Below are 20,487 nucleotides of genomic sequence, written 5' to 3'. Positions count from 1 at the left end.
AGCAGAAAAAGAGCTGTAATATGGCGGGAAGTACTGTAACGATAACATTTAAGTTGGATGGAGATGCCAAAGGCTTTCAGGACCTTGCAAAAAGTGCAGATGGTCTAAAGAAGTCTATGGAAGGTGCTCTCAAACAAGCTCAACAGCTTAAAGGAAGTGTGATAAATTTTGCAGCTTTAGCTACCGGTATAGATGCAGCACAAAGAAGTTTCCAACAATTACATCAGACGATAAAAGGATTAGCTACAGCTTACGCTGTTCAGGAAACAGCTGAACGAAAGTTAGAGACCATAATGGCTCAGCGAATGGGAGCCACACAAGCGGAAGTTCAAAGTATAAAAGACTTGGCGAGCGCACAGCAGGAATTGGGTGTAGTTGGAGATGAAGTGCAACTATCAGGAGCGCAACAGTTGGCTACCTTTTTGGATCAAAAAGCGAGCCTTGAGACACTCATACCGGCAATGAACAACCTTATTGCTCAGCAGAAGGGCTTGGAGGCTACAACATCCGATGCCGTCGGTGTGGGGAATCTGATGGGAAAGGTCATGCAGGGACAAGTTGCAGCTCTGACCAAAGTTGGTGTTACATTCTCCGAAGCTGAGGAAAAGGTTCTTAAGTTTGGTACGGAACAGGAGCGTGCAGCGGTATTGGCTCAAGTCATCACCAACAATGTCGGTAATATGAATGCCGAATTGGCCAAGACGGAATCCGGTAAGCAGAAGCAGCTTGAGAATACATTAGGAGATATACAAGAGCAACTAGGCGGACTCGTAAACGGGGCATTGCCTTTTGTGACGATTGCAGCGCATGCAGCTACAACGACAGCAAGCCTTATCACGCTTGTGTCCGGCATCAACTCAATGAAGGCAGCTCTCATTGGTGGAACAAAAGCATTTGCCGTATCTACTATAGCTTTTGTGAAGAATAAAGCTGCAATAATCGGTGTAGCAGTAGCGCAAAAGGCTGTGCAGATTGCTACAGTCGCATGGACCACAGTGCAGAAGATATTAAATGCAGTGCTTACAGCAAACCCTATAGGGCTACTTATTACAGCAATAGGCGCACTGGTTGCAGGTGCTATATATGCATATAATCACTTCGAGGGCTTTCGCTCTGTGGTTAATAGTTTGTGGTCCGCCATAAAGCCATTGGCAGACCTAATAATGCAGAAATTGTCTGCAGCTCTCAGTTGGCTTGCAGATAAGGCTAAGCAGGCATGGGAGTGGTTGAAGCGTCTACTTGGTTTGGGTGGGAGTACAGCTGAGGTCACTGTTGATGTTAAGACTGACGACAAAGGAGGAGCGGATGTATCTAACCTCCTCGATAAATATAAGGATTATAAAGATCCTTCTAAGGTCTCCAAGAAGTCAAAAGAGGAAAAGCCCCGCTGGAAAGAAGGTGCAGAAAATCTAAAAGACATCACCGGAAATATCCAAATCCTTAACGATAAGCTCCAGCAGGCTACCAAGATTGAAGCTGTTGAGATCAACAAGCAGATAGAGGCATGGGAGAAGAAAGCTGAGGCAATCAAGAACGCAGGTAAGGCGAAAGAAAATGACGATCCGGTATGGTCTTCGGAGGCTCAAACACTGAAGGAGATTACAGACAACATCAATATACTAAATGATCAACTGCAGAAGGCTACCAAGATTGAAGCCGTTGAGATCAACAAGCAGATAGAGGCATGGGAAAAGAAAGCCGAAGCAATCAAGAATGCAGGTAAGGAGGTATCCAAGATAGGAACCGTTAACGAAGGTGCATCGACACTAAAAGAGATCTCCAAGAATATTGAGGTATTAAATGAGAGCCTGCAGACTGCTAGCATCAACGAGGCATCCATGATCAATCAACAGATAGCAGCATGGGAGAAGAAAGCTGAAGCAATCAAGAATGCAGGTAAGGAGGTGCAAAAGACCTCTATATCCAGCGAAGAAGCTCTAAACAAGAGTTGGGGCGGGATCAAAGGCATGGGAGACAGCATAGAAAGGATCACTGACGCTGTGGAAGGTAACGGATCTGCGTGGCAAGTGTTGACTACTGTAGTGGATGGCTTCCTCAGTTTGTATCAAGGCTTTAAGACAGTGCTGGAGATAATGAAGCTCCTCACCGGTGCCAGTACGGCATTGACTATTGCCAAAACTGCTGAGGTTGGTGCTGAGGTTGGTGCTACTGCAGCACGTGCGACAAGTGCCGCAACAAGTGTCGGAGTATCTGCGGGTGTTATAGCGGCCAATAAGCTTGAATCTGCGAGCTTCAAAGAGTTGGCAGCTGCTAAGTATATGGCGGCTCATGCTTCTATCCCCTTTGCCGGCTTCGGTATAGGTGCAGGATTTACGGCTGCGATGTTGGCGTCTGTTACTGCTGCGGGTATACCTGCATTGGCATCAGGAGGGGTTGCAACCGGCCCTACTCTCGCATTGGTGGGAGAGTATGCTGGGGCAAGCAGTAATCCTGAGGTGATAGCTCCGCTCGATAAGTTGAGATCCATGATATCTGATGCTCCACAATCGCTCGATGGCAGAGTGACATTTGAGATAAAGGGGCGTAGCCTTGTCGGTATCCTTTCGAAGGAGAATAACTTAAAATCACGTAGCTGATATGTTGCACGTCAGATATTCCGGCTCGTTCGTCAGCCGTCATGGTGTTGTCTGGAAGGTTGAGATATATCAAAAATCCGACCTCCCTTATGTCGTGGAGGATCTTGTATTTGATGCAGAATCACCGCTTGTCATAGAATGGCAAGACACCAAGAAGGAGGATGTCTTATGTGGTAGCTCTGCCAGCATCAGGGTCATCAGCACCAGTGATCGTCGCTTCGAGGATTTATACACGATACGCATTGCTGATGTTCGTATGGATGTCTATAGGGATAATGCTCTGTATTGGTCAGGTATGCTGGATCCTGAATTTTATGAGGAGCCGTATGAAAGTCTGAAGGATTACACAGTCTCTCTAACATTTAGCGATTTTGGGATACTGAAACGCTTAAAGTATGGCCTCGGAGGAATGAAGACCCTGAATGATATCCTCAGATATGCGCTGTCTCAAAGTGGCATCAACACATCCGGGGTTGATGAAGCATTCATAAGCACCTCATTGCTCCCTACTGGGAATAGAATGAGTCTTTCAGACCTTAAGGTGAGGAGTGACAACTTCTACAACGAAGATGGCGAAGCGTCAGAGTTAAGTGAGGTCTTAGAGGGGGTATATCAGCCCTTAGGATTAAAGATAGTGCAACGCTGTGGGAAAATCTATGTGTACGATCTTAATGCGTTGTATCATAACTCTGAGGGTAATCCCATTTTGTGGGATGGAGACAGCAGTACAATGGGGGTAGACTCCGTATACAATAACATAAATATCTCCTGGAATACATATGCTCAAAGTGGCAATCTCCTGTCAGAGAAGTGTTGGACTATCCCTACAAGCTCAAGAAAGACGGCATTAAACAATTCGGACGGGTTGCTTTATGGAGAAGCCAGACTCTATTCTTACCACTACAATATGGAGTCGGCCGAACGATGGCTGGATACTTCCGCTTGTGGCTTTACCCTATGGGTGTCGGCTGTGGGTAAGAATATAGAACTGTTGAATCCCTTGAGTTCATTCTACAAAATCGTACCACAATACGATGGGCAAGAGAGTGAAGGCATTGCTCTCATGTTCAGAAGTGTGTCGGTGCACCCAGCAGGGAATGGATCAGCAAATGTGAGAATGAGGAGAATAGGATACCTCATGAATGACTTGGCAGGGACTATGTCAACCATAGGTAAACCCATATTTCGAACTCAGAAAGTACCCATACCGCCGGTGGCAGATCCTGAAAGATTGTCCATACGTATCAGTATTGAATTGTTGATGGATCCAAGGGTAAATCCATTTGAGGGTGCTGTTGATTGGGAAAGCCTACCACAAAAGGAATGGGAAACGTATTGGAAGTCTTATGGAAACTTTGTGTATGTGCCGGTGGCATTGAGGTATCAACCGGATGGGTCTGATGATATATACACGTGGGTTAATGCTGAGGTTATATCCAAGAATGCTCCTGTTGCAGACACAGACTTGTCTAAGACATTAGGATATTGGACCCTGAAGAAAGATCAAGTTGGATACTTGTCTTATTATGATGTTGAAGATCGACTTGTAGAAACCGGTGTTGTCGGATGGAAGTCCAATAGACAAGCTATAGGGCCAACATGGAGAGAGCTTAGTGCGAATATTGGAAGCGCACCGGCAGGACAATATATACCCTACCCCTACTTTGGTGGGGGTGGCGGTCACCTATGGCTTGAGGTGTTGCAGGGATGGCAAATCATAAATAGAGTGATAGGAGATAGGGAGATCTTCCATAGTAAAGAGTCAGACTACGAACTGAGCAAAACAGAGGTTCAGAACGAAGGTGATCTATGGAATAAGATTTCATGGATACTCATGCAACCTCCTAAATTGGAGCTTATAAATAATGATCAGTTTGATCAGACAATAAATACGGACGATGTGCAGTATACATCAGAGTTAAACCCATTTGCAAGGGAGCCTCTGGATATTGACACAGTGTGTGGTAGCTCGAAAGGCAGTGTGCCAACAGCCAGAGGAGCATACTTCAATGCCCATACCGGAAGACAGATTACAGAGCTCACAAGAGCCGGCCGAACATCACAGATAGAACGGTTGCTCATGGGAACCATATACTCTCAATACGCCACAAGGCATACAACTCTTTCCGGGGAGGTTATCACAGATACCGGAAGGCTATGTACTTATATCGATACTAACCAACCTAATAAAAAATTTATGATCCGGTCGGAAGTTCAAGATGTGATCACTGATGCAGGCCAAGTGACATATGTTGAGCTGTCACCAGACGAATACAAAGACTAATATGGATGAGAAAGAATTCACGGTAAAAGTGTTTACGACTCCGGGGCGTCCCAGGAGTAAGCGACTCAGAGAGTTGGGTATTACGGCGGCTAATATATCTGCTAACAATGTTATCAACATGAATAATTCCAAGGTTGTTGAGGGGCATACTCACAACAATAAGTCGGATATAGATGCGATAACAATAGATCGAGCAGGCTATCTCTATATTACCCGACCTGTATTTGAGGCAGGTCCGGTAGCAGGGACTTATGACAAGAAGAGAGTGACCGAGAAAGTAAGGGCAGGAGTTGCTGACCTTGCGCTTGACTTGGCAAAAGATAGTCCGATATGGAGACGATTCTTGTCTCGTCAAGAGGATGATACTGCAGAGGGTCTTATCTCTTTCCTTAGGGGTGCTAACTTCGGAGAGTATGCACCAGGACTTACAGGCTTCGGAGGTCATATAGACGACAAAGGTCGTGCAGAGCTTGAAAGTCTCTTTTTGCGCTCATTCTTGGAGGTGCCAGAGCTGAGGTACAACCGAGTTAGAGTTGTCACGGGTGAAGAATGGAATTCAAAAGGTGGGGGTATCATCGAGAGTGTGGATGAGGGGAACAAGTCCTTCCAACTCAAATTGGAAGCAGGCGAACATCCGTCTGTTGCTGTTGGGGATATCTGTAAGCTCGTGTACAACACAGGCGAGGGATTTGGCACGTGCTATTTCAGGGTGCTGTCCGTATCGAATGACGGTGTGGTCAGATACGCTCTCCGTGAGGGGTACGATATGCACCCAAAGGCGATGAGCCACTTTGTTGCTTATGGCAACTTCTTCGACACCTCAAGACAAGCATCGGCATACAGTACAACGAGCTATACCCGATACCTCAAGGGGGTGAATGATTGGGAGATCGGCAAGCACAACATAGCCATGCAGTTTGGCGACCTCTCCAATCTTCGAGTGCACGGAATGCAACTTGATGGCTATTCAGCCTATCTGAACAATGTGTACTTTACCGGCACGATCCTTCAGCTATCTCCCGAGCAGATCAAGGAGATTGCCGACAAGGTGGATAGCCCCTACTCCGTCACCCTATCTTCCTACGACAAGGTTGTGAAAGAAGGGGCGACAGAATTAAGGCGATCGATGAAGGTTGTGACCGGGAATCATCAAGTGGTTACGGGTGGAAAAGAAGTAACGGTGTCGGAATATAATCTTTCAACGCATATCACCGTATTGAAAGGCAGCAAAGAATTGCTCTACTCAGAGATTGTGGAAGAAGGGGCATATACTGTTACGCTATCGGCCGTTGGAGTAACAGCCACCATCAATGCCGGAAATATCATAATCACCAGCGTTGGTAGTGAGGGGGGCAAAGTAGACATCCTTGTAAACTGTGAGGGGAAGGCTATTGTACCTCAAAGCTTCCGGGTAACGGTTGTGAAAGATGGTATAGGCAGGTATGTAGAGTCAAGATATATGCATGTCGACAATATGCCTGAGGTTCCTATGGGGCGGTTCCCGAAAGGGTGGAGTAAGAGTAATCAAGCACCTTCGGAAACAATCAGTATCGTAGATGTACGTAGCTTTGCACGGCAGGGAAGTAGTTATGTACTTGATCTGATTAATACGGACCAGGGTAGCATCTCGCACATGACGGACGAAGAGGAGCAATATATAACCTATCGTGTCGAGGGTCGAGATCACTCGGGAGAAGGCGTATATCTCCGACTATTCGATCTCTATACCGCAAAAACGCTCTACGATAGACATCTGTATGGCTCATTTGACGAGGGGCTGAGACTACACATACCTCAAGGAGGGCGCATTGTTCTGTCCGTCAGAGGTAGGCGCAAGGGATCCCATGAGCAAACATACACGACCGTCCGTCTCACACGTGCCGATAGCTCGGTGTGTTGGGAGACACGTGCCGAGATCACCCCGTCTCTCCATGACATAGATAATCCGCAATCTTCTCCAACATGGAGTGCTCCGGCTATATATAAGATTGTGCCGAAACGCACTCATCTAACCCCATCACACGTGATGTCAAAAGTATCTGAGACAGGTAGCTATACTCCAGCATCGTATACAGTTGCTCACATGGATGATGACAACAATCTCATCCGTACATCGATGGTGTTATATACGTCATCGGATGGCATTACGTGGAATCGCAAAGAGGGTCGCAAAGATGTATCATCGATGGATGTGGTATTTAGTGCTGAGGCATTATACTATAAGGTGCGTACATATCGATGGATCGACGAGAGCACCGTATATGCTTCAGAGTACTTGCACGAGAGTAATGGTGTGATTATCGGCGACGGACGAAATGGGCGAAATGGGCAAGACGGTAATGACGGCAAGGCGCCGAGGATTAACTCTCAGGGGTATTGGGAGTATTGGGATGGCACAAAGTGGATTAACACCGGTGTGAAAGCTCAAGGTGCTGACGGTCGTGTCGGGGCTATGCCTGTGCCTACAGGAGCATACAAACAAGGACGTCAATACTTTTACAACGACGAGGTGCGACATATAGTACTGTACCGAGCATCAGGCGACGACAGGGCTTACCCCTATGTCGTGAAGAATTACAGCAACTCTGCTGTTACCGTTCCTCCTACAGGGAGGAGTGATGATTCATATTGGAAGCGATTTAACTTCTTCGAAATGGTCGCTACTGATCTATTGCTTGCAGACGGTGCGTATCTTGCAGAGTTTATTTTCAAAGAGGGTAAGCTTATGTCTCAGAGAGGGCTGTTTGAGGGGCGAGAAGTGGACATCTCGGAAGTCCCAGACGGCAAAATCGGTGCTTTCACCCCCAACATTGTCATGAACGGCGAGACAGGGGACGTATCTATACGTGGCAGCGTGGCAGCTCCATTTCAGTGGGATTACAGCGGAGGTACGAGGGTTAAGGAGTCGATAGTCGTCACCCGAGACAACTACAACTATTTCAACGGCTCGTCCTACCGCCTATATGCCCACGACAATGGAAAGGTGGCATATATCCAAAATGCCCATAATCAAGCTGTGCGTATCATCATCAACACCTATATGCAGGACATCGCCAAAAGCCCCCACAAGGAGGTCGAGCTTGTGGAGATTACCATACCACCCGGGGCAGTCCTTGCAGGGGTGATTATACCATCCGTGCGTGAGCTGTTGGAGTTCCCGACCGGGAGTTACAAGGAGATCATCAATGGTGTGCTCACATCAGTCAATTACCGCACAGGGCTATATCCTATAACCCCGATGGAGGAGACGGAAGAGACAACAACCGGATACCGAAAGTTTACGGTTGGGTACACCGTCACCAAGCCAGCTAAGGAGATCAAGATCGTAGCTGCAGGGAGGGTGAGTGATAGAGGTGCTGCTCTTCAAAAGCTCGGTGCTTTTTCCGGTGCATCCAGATATAGCACAGGCAGGTATCAGGTCTATCACAATATCGGTCATGTCAACTACGTACCTACCGTTACGACACAAGGGAGTGGCACGCTCATAGCTATGCTAAAAAACATAACCGGCACGTACTTTGAGGTCGAAGTATCGGATGATGCAGGGAACTACGAAGACGGAGGCTTTGCCTTTCAATGTGTGGCGGAGGTGTAAAAAATAAGTGGGTGCGGTAGCGACCACACCCACTCAAATATTTTAGAAATACTGTCTGTCAATGTTGATTTTTGGCTTTGAGCTCTCGGTATTGTTTCCCTGTACATGGAACGGCGGTATAGGCGCTCTGGAAGAGTTTGTAAACCTCTTCGTAGTTGCCAGCTTCGTAAGCAACTATCACTTTTGTATAAGCCTCTTGCAATACCTTATTGGGGATATACCCAATTGTGTCTTTATCTTCTTTGGTGGTGAAGTAGACATCTTTACCTCCGATAAAGAACTTCTGCAGTTGTCCCTTTGTGCGAGGGGTATCTCCGATAATATCGCTACCAAACATCTTGATTGCAATGTTTTCGAGGTCTCGTTGTGTTTCATGGATGACACGATCCGCATCTTTAGTCATCCCATGACCGATAAGGTGCACAGCCCAAGCCTGCTTAACGACCTCAAGAGGAGTCAGAGGTTGCTCCTCATCGGACTCGGCACGAGGTGCAGTGCCGGAGATGACATTGATAGATATTTGAGCATCCTGCTTGAGCATGCCGTTAGGCTTATCGGTCTTGCAGGAGACCACAAAAAGAATCAATAAAATAGATAGTAGATGTCTCATAGTTGTAAGTATTTAGTTTCGACACAAATATATAAAAATAAATTATATGAATACAAACGCAAACACGATTGACATTCAGAACTTCACGCTACTGAGTGCGGTAAGTCTGCTTGATTTTCTTCTTGTCTGTCAGGCAAGTGGAGAGAATGGGCGGATATCGATACAGTTGCTCGTAGATGCCATTCAGGCAAAGGTGAAGAACGGCGAAGATGGTAAGCCCGTTAGGCTCGACGTCCAGGGCGACAATGTGATGTGGCAAGTAGAGGATGACGACTCTTGGCATATCCTTATCCCGATCGAGAGGATTAAGGGACCAAAAGGAGACCAGGGAGAGCCGGGACAATCCATAAAGGGAGACCAGGGAGAGCCGGGTCTTCCTCTTGAGTTTGCCTGGCGTAGTACAGAGCTTGGTGTACGTATCAAGGGGCAAGGCGAGTATCAGTATGTCAACCTCAAGGGTGAAACCGGAGCGAAAGGAGCAGACGGTAAGATGACCTTCGAGGAGCTGACCGAAGAGCAACGGCAATCACTCAAAGGCGACAAAGGCGACAAAGGGGAGCCGGGTCTTCCTCTTGAGTTTCATTGGGATGGAACTCGTCTCGGAGTTAGGGTACAGGGACAAGAGTCGTATCAGTATGTAGGCCTAAAAGGGAAAGCCGGAGCGAAAGGCGCGAACGGCAACGATGGCGCCAAAGGTGCAGATGGTAAGAGTGCCTACCAACAAGCTCAAGAAGCCGGCTATGCGGGATCAGAGCAAGAATTTATTGCAGTTCTTCTTGAGTCCGCTCGAAACGTTGGCAGTAATACGGCGACATCTTTCACCAATCTACCAATCAATAAGAGGTTGGTGGAGGTAACAACGGGCAATGCATCCTCTTTTTCGCTTGGGGGAACATTGTCGATCGGCTCTATACTCCACATTGTGGTATATCCGACAGCTGAATTTGAGCTGCCGTTGCCGAACAGCGGAGATTGGGTGAGTAAAAAGGCATCATTGAAATTGAAAAGTGGTGAGGTCTCAGAGATTAGTGTTCTCAAGACGGCAACCAAGTATCTAATAACAGCTTACTGATATGATAGGGAGAAGAATGCTCTTGGGTGGTGTTACTGGCGAAAATTATCAATCGGGTCAACTGATCGTTATCCATCAAGATGGGCATGGATCCTCAATAAGTAGGGATTTTGGTGAGACTTGGGAGATGTTACCACTCAACGGTGATATAGCAAGGCAAATTGCCGTATCGAACAATGGAAAATATATCGCTTATTGCGGTTACTATAGCGGGTTATTCTTTAGTGAGGACTTTGGTCGGTCATTCAAAAGCCTGACAAGCACATCGGGATACGCTAATGTATCAATGTCAGATGATGGCAGGTATATTGTCGCAGCTCCCATGAAAGGGACCGGTCTTCAAAAGATTCTGTTATATCGCAATGGCGCAGTACAAGAGAAAAGCTTGAATGGTGTGGTATATGATATTGATATATCATCTGATGGAATGTATATGTGTGTAATGGCGGGGAATGGGCTGCATGTCAGTAGCGACTACGGAGAGTCTTTTCTGAACATTCCCCGGTACTACAGCAATACGAAAGCTGAACACGTTGTCATGGATGCAACTTCGAGTCCTCGACGGATCATCGCTTTCTCTGGAGGCAATATCGGAAGAGATTATGTTGTGTCAAATAATTACTTCGATGCACAAGGCTTTAGGATAAGGTACTTCTATACTAAGTGCATAGATCTATCTATATCAGATAATGGGCAGATACTTACTGCGGTGAGACCGAATTTTTCGATGGTGAGGTCTCGTAATGGAGGTAATAATTGGGAGGAGACAAGTGGTCTTCCGGGCGGTGGATATGACAGTAGAGTGGCTTTGTCAAAGGATGGTCAGATACAAGTATATACGAAGGGTAATAGAGTGCACTACTCCAACAACTCCGGTGCAAGTTTCAGTATCAAGACTCCAACATCACCTAACAGTATACAAGCAATCGCAATAAACGCAGGGTTATGAAACAGTATTATTACATCAGAGAAGGCATAATTATTGCCTTTGGCTGGAAATTGGATGAAAGGTATAGTTTGGGAGAGTCTTATGAGGACTCTATAAGAGTGTATGTGCCATTGAGTGCGGAGCAGGTGGCCTTTCACAAGAAGTATCCTAATGCTTCTGCACTTGAGGTGTGGAACAAGAAGCTTGAAGTCATTGAGGTTGATACAATCGAAGAGACAAGGCAAAAGAAACTTCAGGAGCTATACGAGTACAACAATGGTGACGAGGTGAACTCTTTCACCTTCATGGGGCGAAAAATGTGGGTGAGTCTTCAAGAGCGTATAGCCTTTCGACAAGCTGTTGAGGCTAAGATCGCACTTGGTATAGAGTCCATAACTCTACCCATCGAGGGGCTGATGTCTACTCCGCTGCCTTGTGCGACAGTCAAGACCATGCTTGACCGATTGGAGGTCTACGCATCGGATGCAGACACAAAGATCAAGTATCATGAGTCGGTCATCCGAGGATTGAAAAAGGAAGAAGAAATCAATAAGTATAACTACAAGGAGGGGATGCCCTCTCCACTAAATTTTGACAATCTATGATTACACTACTAATCTTACTATCACTTGCGATACTTCTTGCCTACGTATCGTACACGCTCCTATCACACAAGAGCGTACCATCATCTATCAGCGCAACGTACTACCGACTAAGGCACAAAAGCCTATTCAGCGTTGCGATGTTTTCGAGTGCTGCCCTTCTCATGCCGGCTATGCTGGAGATAGTACCTGAAGATGTTGAGTTTCTCGCATTTCTCGGATGCGGAGGTATGCTGTTTGTTGCCGTTTCTCCCCACTTTAAGGGAGAGACGGTGGAAGCTAAGATACATGCGGTTGGAGCAACTGTTTTGCTCATTTGCTCTCAGCTCCTTGTCGCCCTGTTGACACCTTATCTCCTATTCGCATGGGGATTTCTTATCGCATATCTTGTCATTCGCTTCAAGAGAGCTGAGGAGATTGTGTCTATTAAGACCTTTTTGTCGAAATCTAAAGCTTTGTTTTGGACGGAGATTGTCGCAATACTAACCACATACACTACGCTACTATGGACACTGTATATCTAAGAGTTAAGGAGATGACAATAGGCGCTCTTGCCCTCGTCATCTCAATCCTTTCTCCAATATCTACGGCTCTTGTGCTGCTTATTACTATGTCGATAGTGGACGTCTTTTTAGGGTTTAAGGCAAACCGTAAAGTCTTGGGGGAAGAGTTCAAATTCAATAAGGCTTTCAATGCCATTACCAAGATGGGGTTCTTCTGCATGCTTACGGTGCTCATACACCTCACTTTCCACCTCTATGGAGAGGTGGAGGTGGCATCGGTCGTGGTCAAGTACCTCAGTTGGATCATCATCTACTACTACATCCTCAATATGCTGTACAACGCGGGTAAGATATACCCCGACAGTAAGGTGATACCGTTCCTTGTCGAGATCATGCAGTTGCATATATTGGGGGCTATGATGTCACGTATGGGTATTAACGTTAGCAAGGTCAAACTCCAAGAGGAGCAGGCCGAGAAAAAGAAAGGAGATGAAAAATGAAAACCAATAGGCGGATAGATAAGATCATCATCCACTGTACGGCCACACCCGAGGGAAGACATCACACCGTGGAAGATGTACGTAGATGGCACGTACAAGGCAGGGGGTGGAGAGACATCGGGTATCACTATCTCATATACCTCGATGGCACTATCCACGAGGGACGACCATTAGATCAGATCGGAGCGCATACGGTCGGGCAGAACCGTTACAGTATCGGTGTATGCTACGTAGGAGGGGTCGCCAAGGATGGCAAGACACCCAAGGACACACGCACCGAAGCGCAGCGCATAGCACTTCGAGAGCTTGTAGCGACCTTGCAATGGGATTATCCCAACGCAACGGTACACGGACACAACGAGTTTGCGCCCAAAGCTTGTCCGAGCTTTAACGTGCAAAAGGAATTATAAGAGAAAAACAAGTGTGGCCTTCAAAGTGGCTATATGATACCGTGCTCCTTCAGATCTTTTGTTTTGATAAACTTCGACGATGAAACGGTGCTCATAACATCGGAAAGCACATCTTGACTTATTGATCCTACACACTTTTGCCGGAAGATATCGCTTGTTTTAACGATGAACAAACAAGAGCAGTCAACAAAACTGTCATGGCGGAGGAATGAGTGATCAGGGTCTACTTTCAGTGGCATTTGCAGATCTCGACGATCCTGATGGAGAAAGCTGTTGATACGAGAGTTTATAATTACACCGGCACAAGTTCCATTAGATGAACTCAATCCCAAGAATATATAGTACTTGTTCGCAGCTTGATCATCTCCATTTTTCAAAACGATATGTTTTATTTTATCTTTTGGAATAAGAAAAACCCGTCCATTAACAAGACGCTCTAACAAGAGGTGTTCCGGCATTCCATCTGCTAAAAGCATATTTCAGGATAGGGCGTTTTTGATAGAATTGTGTTCGTTGATCAGCTCGACGACACCACTCGGTGCACCCCCGGAGTTTGCGATGTCAACATGCGACATGATATGATTTGAAGGGTTGTTAAATGCCCTCTCCCAATATTCATCGTGGCTCAGCTCTTTAAGTTCTTGGAAGGTTTTACTGCTGTACATCCTGATTGAATAATCAAGCGTCTCTATATCCGCAATGGAAAGATAATCCATATCGGGTTCTCGTCTGGCAAAGAGTATGCCTTGCGCATCTTCATTCTCAGATCCGATGACGCAGTTAAAAGAGGAGTTCTTATGTTTGTATAAGTCATACAAATGTGTTGGGATCGGGCCATACTTAAGAGCATGGAATTCATCTGCGACAAGTGGCATGCCATAAGTAGCAAGGTGATGCCTCTGTGCAAAATATAGTGTCTTAAGCAGGTGGTATATATCCAGCCCTCCCGTCTTCTGTAAAATGTACAATGACATTTCAATGAGGCTATATTGTTCTAAGTTGTTCATTTATATGCCCATGCAATGATTATCCTGCAACAAAGGTATAACTAACTAACTTATAAAACAAATAATCATTATACTTTTAACAATTACCTGTTTGCCATATGAAACAAAACATTATAATCTTGATAGTCATATCGTGTCTATTAAGTAGTTGTGTCTCCAAGCGCAAAACAATCTCCGAGGAGGTGCAGATCAAGACAGAAGAGATTACTTCGGAGACAGCACGAGAAGAACGGAAAACCATCTCAGAATGGATTAAGGAGCATTCGGGCTCTGTTGTTATTACAGAGACAGAGTACTACGAACCGATAGACCCGATAGGGGGTATTAAGTCAAGTAGCAATGTTTTTCCACCACCGAAAGGGGGTGTTAAGATGGAGCGCAAGACCCTTGTCAAAATCAATGCGACAGAGCAGGCAAAAGATGTCGAGACAACGGAGGTTATAACTAATAAGGTCGCAGCACGAGCCGAAGATACGCACAGAGAGACCAAAATAACCGAAAAGATCAAAGATCACAAGTCGGGCGTGCTACGTTATATAATCATCATTTTTGTAATAAGTGCTCTTCTTGTCGTGTTCTTGCGTCCACTAGGGATGCCGAGATAGATAATTGTTCTGAAATAGTGCTTACTTATGAAAGTAGGCACTATTATTTTATCTATTCTGAGCGCCACGGAATGGTAAAATATATTTACATTTGTTGAGTTTAACCACAAAACACAATGCAATGAAGAAATTATTATTTACAATGATTGCCCTTATCGGGCTGGTGGTCGTCTTCTCGGGTTGCAAACAGCAGAGCAAGTCAGAGGAAATGCAAGAAGCATTTGAGAAAGCATATGCAGAAGCCGAACAAGCACCGCAAACCGAAACGCAATTATTTTTGGGTTTTCAGTTTGGGATGAACAAAAAGCAACTTAATTCATTTCTTGACAGCTTGGTGAATGCAGGGAAGGTGTACACAGATGAGCAATATGCCTATAAGTATGATTTTAAGCTGTCAGAAAGCCTTGATTTACAAATTAGTTTTATTCCAAAATTTGAGAATGATTCCCTATATGCAATAACTTACTTTTTAAGCAGTGAATATAACCTTGGAAAAGAAATGGAAATGATGATGATGTCTTTCAATCAGTCTGAACGAAGAAATAGTTTCCGGGGCTACTATGTTGATGATATTATTGGGGAAACATCATATCACTATATCAAAGATAATATGATGATTACATTTAGAAGAAATGGTTTGTCTTCATATATGGATTACGAGAATGTCCCTATTGCAAGCCGTGTTAAGAAAGAACAAAAAGCAAAGGATGATGAGGTAAAGAAAAAATCAAGTGAAGATTTCTAGCCCAAAACACTTGCAAATCCAAGATGATAAAGTAATGGAATAAAAGAGATAAGACGATGGGATTAACACTAATACAAGACGGTCGAAAGATAGTCTGTATTAGTGTTATTTCTTACCGTATAGAACCCAATCAATGACCCTGCGGTTAGCATCGTCAACCTTAGATCTATCGAAGTCGATGTATATATCCGTAACCGTGTTGTTACCATGCCCCAAAGCATGAGCAATGGTATCTCGTGGTATGTCGAGGCTTGCTGCTATGGTTGCCCAGGTATGACGTGCCCAATATATGGATATATCAGGGTGTAGTGCTTTATAATGATATTTACCACCCCTTCCATATACATCAATCTCCCCTATCCTTTTAAGGGCTTTATTGAGCTTCTTTTGGTAGTTCTGGTAGTCTTTGTAATGATCCGATATATCCACCAGATATTTAATACCTCTGTATCGATCAATAATGGCTCTTGCTTCCGGCTCTACTTTCACGCTATACAGCCGACTCGTTTTTGCTCTAGTATACTCGATACGATCGTGCCTTAGGTCTGTATATCGCAACCCTGCAAGATCCACTGTATTGATCCCAATGAGGAAAAATGTGAGTTTGAACATGTCCAAATACTTTACCTGAGAGTCGGATACTGGATAATTGAAAAGGATTCTGAGGTCCTCAACAGGCAATGACCTTTTAGCGGTCGGGACAGGTCTGATCTTAAATCTCCGGAATGGATAGTGACTTGTGTAGTCATTATCTATAGCATCATTAAATACAGCTCGAATATTACGGAGGTGGATGTTGCGTGCGTTCTTTGATGGTGATGTTTGAGCCAAAAAAGCTTCGAACTTCAATAGCCATTCTTTATTGATGTCTTCAAAACGAATATCCTCATAGTTTGGATCAAATGCTTTGATCCTCTTGTATGTGTGTTCGTACACCTCTCTTGTGCTTGCCTTGAGGCGCATATCTATAGATCGCCTGAATTGCTCCATGAAGAAAACATCCTCTTTTCCTGCATCTCTTGGGTTCAATATAAGCTGCTTTAGATCGGTAGCCTTATATGATTTCATGCGCTTGTCAGAGACCATGCTTAACAGCTCAATATCAATCTCAAACTTACGTTTCAATATAAGAGTGTTTAGTGTTTGGCGCTGCGGATGCTTCACTATTTTTTCTGCACGTGGGTCCCATTCTTCCTGTTTCAGGTTTATTCCAACGGGTAAAAGAGCTGAGGTTCCATTGTGACTGATTGATATAGTGAGAGGGAACGTGCCATTGAGCTTATCTGCTCGTGTATCAAGGTAAAATTTAGTCGTTGCCATCTTGAATTCATTTGCAGGGATTTTGCAGATGTTTTATGCAGAAAAGCATACTTTTCGACATAAAAACTGTTAACAACCCCGAGGTTTAAGTGACAACACAATAAGAAAAGGCGCTAATAACCAAACTTATCATGTTGATTATCAACGCCTTTGTTTTAAGTCGGGGTACCAGGATTCGAACCTGGGACCCCCTGCTCCCAAAGCAGGTGCGCTAACCGGACTGCGCTACACCCCGTCTTTTCTCTTTTGCTCTGCAAAGTTAGGTATTTATTTCAGACCTTCCAAACATTTAGAGCGTTTTTTCTTGTATTTTTTATCACAACTTTTCACATCGATAAGCTAACAAAATACCTATCAGGAAGATAGGCTTAGAAAAAAAGTCATAGCAACTCGAAAGGATCAGCATCTTGAAGTACCGGAAACACTTCTCTAAAACTAGAAAGTTCGCTTTTATCCAAAGTTACTCTCATCACACGCTCCTCATCATTGACTATTTCGTGAAGTAAATCTCCTTTAGGTCCGGCAATGACAGAGTCCCCGGGATAGATCAAAGTCTTCGGTCCCTGCCCCACCCTGTTACAACCCAAAACATAGGCTTGATTATCGATCGCCCTTGCACGAAGGAGCATTTTCCAAGCCTCCTGGCGTGGATAAGGCCAATTGGCCGTACAAAGAAGCATATCATATGGCATCTCTTGGCTATACCTCATCCACACCGGAAACCTCAAATCATAGCAAATAGACAAAAAGATCTTCCATCCTCTCCAATCCACGAGACATCGTCGTTCTCCCGGCTCAAAAAACTTAGCTTCACCACCGGGACCGAAGAGATGTACCTTGTGATACTCCTCTTCTATACCCTCAGAGACATCTACGAAGACACCGGCATTGGCAAGTCGTCCATTGTCCAAGAGTTTGAGCAGGCTGCCGTAGACGGCACAACCATATCTCAGAGAGAGCTCTCTCATTGTTTTTAGACCACGAGTGTAAGCATCTGAGAGCCCATCCTCCATCTTTGTCACGAAGCCCGTTGTCCACATCTCAGGCAAAAGGATCAAATCCACCCCATCGATAGACTCTCGCTCTATGATCGACTGCAAGTGAGAGATATTTTGATCGATATCACACTGTACTTGCTGCATCTGGATGAGGGCAACATTAATCCTATCTTTAGTTCTCATACTGCTTACTCCGCATACTTTTCGGGAAACTTTGCCATATCCGCTCTGTACTTCGATCGAATGTAAGCAATGTCCGCCTCCATATCACCGGTGGGTGTGAAGATCTCAAAAATCCCAAGCTCCTTTTTTTTATAATCAATCCTTGCCAACTCTATCACGATGCCGGCACCTGAAGCAATCCGCCAAAACCCCGTCTTCCACTCTTTTCTCTTTGAACGAGTCCCTTCGGGAGTGACAGCGATATTATAGTCTACTTTTGTTGCCAACCCCTCGATGATCTGATCCACTGTAGAGGTCTTTTTGCTCCTATCCACAGCAAGACCGCCAACCATCTTGAAGAAAAGATTCAGAGGGAATACAAACCATTCCTTTTTGATCAAAAAACGAGGCTTGCGTCCCATCGAAAGATAGTAGCAGAGTCCCAAAGGGAAGTCCCAGTTACTTGTATGAGGAGCGACACAGATTACAGACTTACGAGACACACGTTCGGGATAAATAGGCTTCCACCCAAACATTTTAAGGAGTTTGCCCCAAAAGGGCTTATATTCTATCATACTATAGTATATTCTGTTTATAAATCAGTCGCAAATTTAACTCTTTTCCTCCATATACATACATCAGACAGAGATAGACTCAAGGCTTCAGAGCCTGATCAAACAACTGCTTATAGTGGATGTAGAACTTATCCCAATAGGCTTCCTCAGACAATCCCTTTGCTATCTCAGACACACCGCTGCGTGTCTTGTCAGGTAGAGCGACGAACGACGATATAGTGAGAGCTAAATCCTCCGCAACGGTCTTCATATTGTGATCATTACGATGAAGAACCTCCACCCCACAGTTCCGGATCGATGGTGTCTCATACAGTCCCTTTACCCACATCCCAAATCCGGACTTATCTGTCGTCACTGTGGGGACTCCGAATGCGATACTCTCAAGAGGCGTATAACCCCAGGGCTCGTAGTACGACGGGAAGAGAGTGAGATCGACACCGGACAAGAGTTCATAGTATGTCATACCAACGATCCCATCCCTACCATCCAAATACGAAGGGATATACAGAGGATACACCCTTACTCCCCATTTGTCTCTGTAAGACATGAGATGATTAAGGATAGGATCGTGATGAGGAGCATTAAGCCTATGAGATAAGACGGGGTCTCTCATAGACTTGGAAAAAGTCCCACCGATATCCAAAGCATGAGCAAGATCTTCCCTTGCACCACTGATCCAGCCGGGCACAAGGATGAGTGCAATGACATCCTTCTGTATCGTCTCATCTTCTGCCACCTGAGCCATGGCTTCGATATAGGCATCCAAGCCCTTGTTGCGATACTCACTTCGTCCGGAAGTGGCCACAACCACAGCATCCTTACCCAACTCTTTGCCATACAACGCATGGGTGATGTCGAGTATCCGATGACGAGCCTTTTCTCTGATCTTCTTCATATCAGGAGGAGATGGTACAAAACCGGGTTCAAAACCATTCGGTACTATCACATCTGCAGGCTTCTCCAAGAGTTGGGCACACTCCACATTCGTCACCTCACTTACAGTCCCAAAGGCTGCCGAACGATAAGCTGCAAGTCGTTCAAGGGTATGCTTTGCCTGCACATTCAGTTCTTCAGCCATCTGATTACCATCGAAGTACTGCATATTGTCATACAGAGGTTTGCCATTTCCTGCTATCGAACGCCCGACTGTCGTCGCATGGGTAATGAATACTGTCCTTATCATGGGACAGTGAGATCGGAGGTACAGAAGCCCCATACCTGTAGTCCACTCATTGAAAATCGATATGACCTTGCCATCAAGATCACTCAGTTCCTTCCAAGCCATCATCACCTTGGCCGCGGCAATGCTGAACATACATGCCTCATCATAATCACCATACCCGAGTTCGCTACGGACACCGTACTTCTCCCACATCTCGAAGTATAAGTCTCCTTTCTGTTCAAAAAGGCTGCTAAAGTCCACAAGGGCACACATCGGACGACCTGGAATGCTCCAATATCCCACCTTGACAGGCAATTGTATCATCTCAGATATAGGCTTCCCCCACTTTTCGGTCAAGTCTGTGTCCTGCTCAAAGTCTGTGAGCTCTCGCCCCTTGATCCAAGGCCCTATAAATAGCAGGCGTTCTTCATCCGAAAGGTCCTTCAACATCACTGCAGCACGAGTACTTAGGACAGTATATATGCCCCCTACTTTATTGCACACTTCCCACGAAGTCTCAAATATAAAATCAGGTTGTATCATCACTCTCTATAATCTTTTATTCATGGGCTCTCTCTCATGGAGGTCTCCCTTCTTGTAAAACCCTCAAATGACACAAAAAGTTGCATAGGATACAGAGAGTATCTGTATCTCGACAGAAATATTTCCAATGTTCGACAGAAAGTATTCTGCCCCGAGACAGAACACTTTCTGTCAAAGACCCCTAAAGAGCCATATACACATCATCCCAAAGCATATTTTCAAATTAATTTTACAGAAGATTTCTTGAATATTATCTGTATTTTTGTGGA

Annotated in this window: 18 protein-coding genes and 1 tRNA gene; 11 read left to right on the top strand and 8 right to left on the bottom strand. The window is 45.2% G+C overall.

Annotation, left to right across the window (positions count from 1 at the left end):
* Nucleotides 1-20 precede the first annotated feature (20 nt).
* Genes EL262_RS02325 through EL262_RS02315 form a run of 3 tightly spaced genes read left to right on the top strand, consistent with a single transcriptional unit; the run spans nt 21 to nt 8,476 of the window.
* On the top strand, nt 21-2,597 hold the full coding sequence (locus tag EL262_RS02325; RefSeq protein WP_025839164.1) for a phage tail tape measure protein: 2,577 nt from the start codon (nt 21-23) through the stop codon (nt 2,595-2,597).
* 1 nt (nt 2,598) lies between these two features.
* On the top strand, nt 2,599-4,881 hold the full coding sequence (locus EL262_RS02320; RefSeq protein ID WP_078735637.1) for a hypothetical protein: 2,283 nt from the start codon (nt 2,599-2,601) through the stop codon (nt 4,879-4,881).
* A gap of 1 nt (nt 4,882) precedes the next feature.
* Nucleotides 4,883-8,476 (top strand): hypothetical protein, encoded by a 3,594-nt coding sequence (locus tag EL262_RS02315; RefSeq protein WP_078735638.1) that lies wholly within the window; start codon nt 4,883-4,885, stop codon nt 8,474-8,476.
* A 58-nt stretch (nt 8,477-8,534) separates the two neighbouring features.
* On the opposite strand, the gene EL262_RS02310 is transcribed toward EL262_RS02315, so the two are convergent.
* Nucleotides 8,535-9,086: a hypothetical protein gene (locus tag EL262_RS02310; RefSeq protein ID WP_126464338.1), complete on the bottom strand. Its 552-nt coding sequence runs from the start codon at nt 9,084-9,086 to the stop codon at nt 8,535-8,537.
* Nucleotides 9,087-9,132: 46 nt separating this feature from the next.
* Here EL262_RS02310 and EL262_RS02305 point away from each other — a divergent pair, with 46 nt between their 5' ends.
* The 6 genes from EL262_RS02305 to EL262_RS02280 are packed head-to-tail and all read left to right on the top strand — an operon-like array spanning nt 9,133 to nt 13,101.
* Entirely contained in the window at nt 9,133-10,158 is a 1,026-nt protein-coding gene (locus EL262_RS02305; RefSeq protein ID WP_025839178.1) for a collagen-like triple helix repeat-containing protein, read from the top strand.
* Between the two features lies 1 nt (nt 10,159).
* Nucleotides 10,160-11,107: a beta propeller repeat protein gene (locus tag EL262_RS02300; protein WP_025839180.1), complete on the top strand. Its 948-nt coding sequence runs from the start codon at nt 10,160-10,162 to the stop codon at nt 11,105-11,107.
* Entirely contained in the window at nt 11,104-11,691 is a 588-nt protein-coding gene (locus EL262_RS02295; protein ID WP_025839183.1) for a hypothetical protein, read from the top strand. The genes EL262_RS02300 and EL262_RS02295 overlap by 4 nt, the downstream gene beginning before the upstream one ends.
* Nucleotides 11,688-12,212, top strand: coding sequence for a glycosyl transferase (locus tag EL262_RS02290; protein ID WP_126464337.1), 525 nt, complete (start codon nt 11,688-11,690; stop codon nt 12,210-12,212). Before EL262_RS02295 ends, EL262_RS02290 begins: the two co-directional genes overlap by 4 nt.
* Nucleotides 12,194-12,691 (top strand): hypothetical protein, encoded by a 498-nt coding sequence (locus tag EL262_RS02285; RefSeq protein ID WP_078735641.1) that lies wholly within the window; start codon nt 12,194-12,196, stop codon nt 12,689-12,691. Before EL262_RS02290 ends, EL262_RS02285 begins: the two co-directional genes overlap by 19 nt.
* On the top strand, nt 12,688-13,101 hold the full coding sequence (locus EL262_RS02280; protein ID WP_025839189.1) for an N-acetylmuramoyl-L-alanine amidase: 414 nt from the start codon (nt 12,688-12,690) through the stop codon (nt 13,099-13,101). The genes EL262_RS02285 and EL262_RS02280 overlap by 4 nt, the downstream gene beginning before the upstream one ends.
* Before the next feature lie 29 nt (nt 13,102-13,130).
* On the opposite strand, the gene EL262_RS02275 is transcribed toward EL262_RS02280, so the two are convergent.
* On the bottom strand, nt 13,131-13,577 hold the full coding sequence (locus EL262_RS02275) for a hypothetical protein (protein ID WP_025839192.1): 447 nt from the start codon (nt 13,575-13,577) through the stop codon (nt 13,131-13,133).
* 3 nt (nt 13,578-13,580) lie between these two features.
* Complete coding sequence (locus tag EL262_RS02270; protein ID WP_025839193.1) at nt 13,581-14,108, bottom strand: Panacea domain-containing protein; 528 nt, start codon at nt 14,106-14,108, stop codon at nt 13,581-13,583.
* A 119-nt stretch (nt 14,109-14,227) separates the two neighbouring features.
* On the opposite strand from EL262_RS02270, the gene EL262_RS02265 reads away from it, so the two are divergent.
* Together EL262_RS02265 and EL262_RS02260 are read left to right on the top strand one after the other, a co-directional pair.
* On the top strand, nt 14,228-14,713 hold the full coding sequence (locus tag EL262_RS02265) for a hypothetical protein (RefSeq protein ID WP_078735642.1): 486 nt from the start codon (nt 14,228-14,230) through the stop codon (nt 14,711-14,713).
* A gap of 121 nt (nt 14,714-14,834) precedes the next feature.
* Complete coding sequence (locus tag EL262_RS02260) at nt 14,835-15,458, top strand: hypothetical protein (protein WP_025839199.1); 624 nt, start codon at nt 14,835-14,837, stop codon at nt 15,456-15,458.
* Nucleotides 15,459-15,563: 105 nt separating this feature from the next.
* Here EL262_RS02260 and EL262_RS02255 read toward each other — a convergent pair whose 3' ends face one another.
* From EL262_RS02255 to EL262_RS02235, 5 genes are all read right to left on the bottom strand, one after another.
* Nucleotides 15,564-16,778: a site-specific integrase gene (locus tag EL262_RS02255; protein ID WP_025839201.1), complete on the bottom strand. Its 1,215-nt coding sequence runs from the start codon at nt 16,776-16,778 to the stop codon at nt 15,564-15,566.
* Nucleotides 16,779-16,938: 160 nt separating this feature from the next.
* Nucleotides 16,939-17,013: transfer RNA gene (locus EL262_RS02250), tRNA-Pro, on the bottom strand.
* Nucleotides 17,014-17,158: 145 nt separating this feature from the next.
* A complete protein-coding gene (locus EL262_RS02245) occupies nt 17,159-17,959 on the bottom strand; it encodes a nitrilase-related carbon-nitrogen hydrolase (protein WP_036853548.1) in 801 nt (266 codons plus the stop codon).
* A gap of 5 nt (nt 17,960-17,964) precedes the next feature.
* Nucleotides 17,965-18,513 (bottom strand): 1-acyl-sn-glycerol-3-phosphate acyltransferase, encoded by a 549-nt coding sequence (locus EL262_RS02240; protein WP_036846031.1) that lies wholly within the window; start codon nt 18,511-18,513, stop codon nt 17,965-17,967.
* A 79-nt stretch (nt 18,514-18,592) separates the two neighbouring features.
* Nucleotides 18,593-20,218: a glycosyltransferase gene (locus EL262_RS02235; protein WP_036853546.1), complete on the bottom strand. Its 1,626-nt coding sequence runs from the start codon at nt 20,216-20,218 to the stop codon at nt 18,593-18,595.
* Nucleotides 20,219-20,487: the final 269 nt, after the last annotated feature.

The sequence above is a fragment of the Porphyromonas cangingivalis genome (assembly GCF_900638305.1).
In the GTDB taxonomy this organism is placed as follows: domain Bacteria; phylum Bacteroidota; class Bacteroidia; order Bacteroidales; family Porphyromonadaceae; genus Porphyromonas_A; species Porphyromonas_A cangingivalis.
This window is presented reverse-complemented; position numbering and strand designations above follow the sequence as displayed.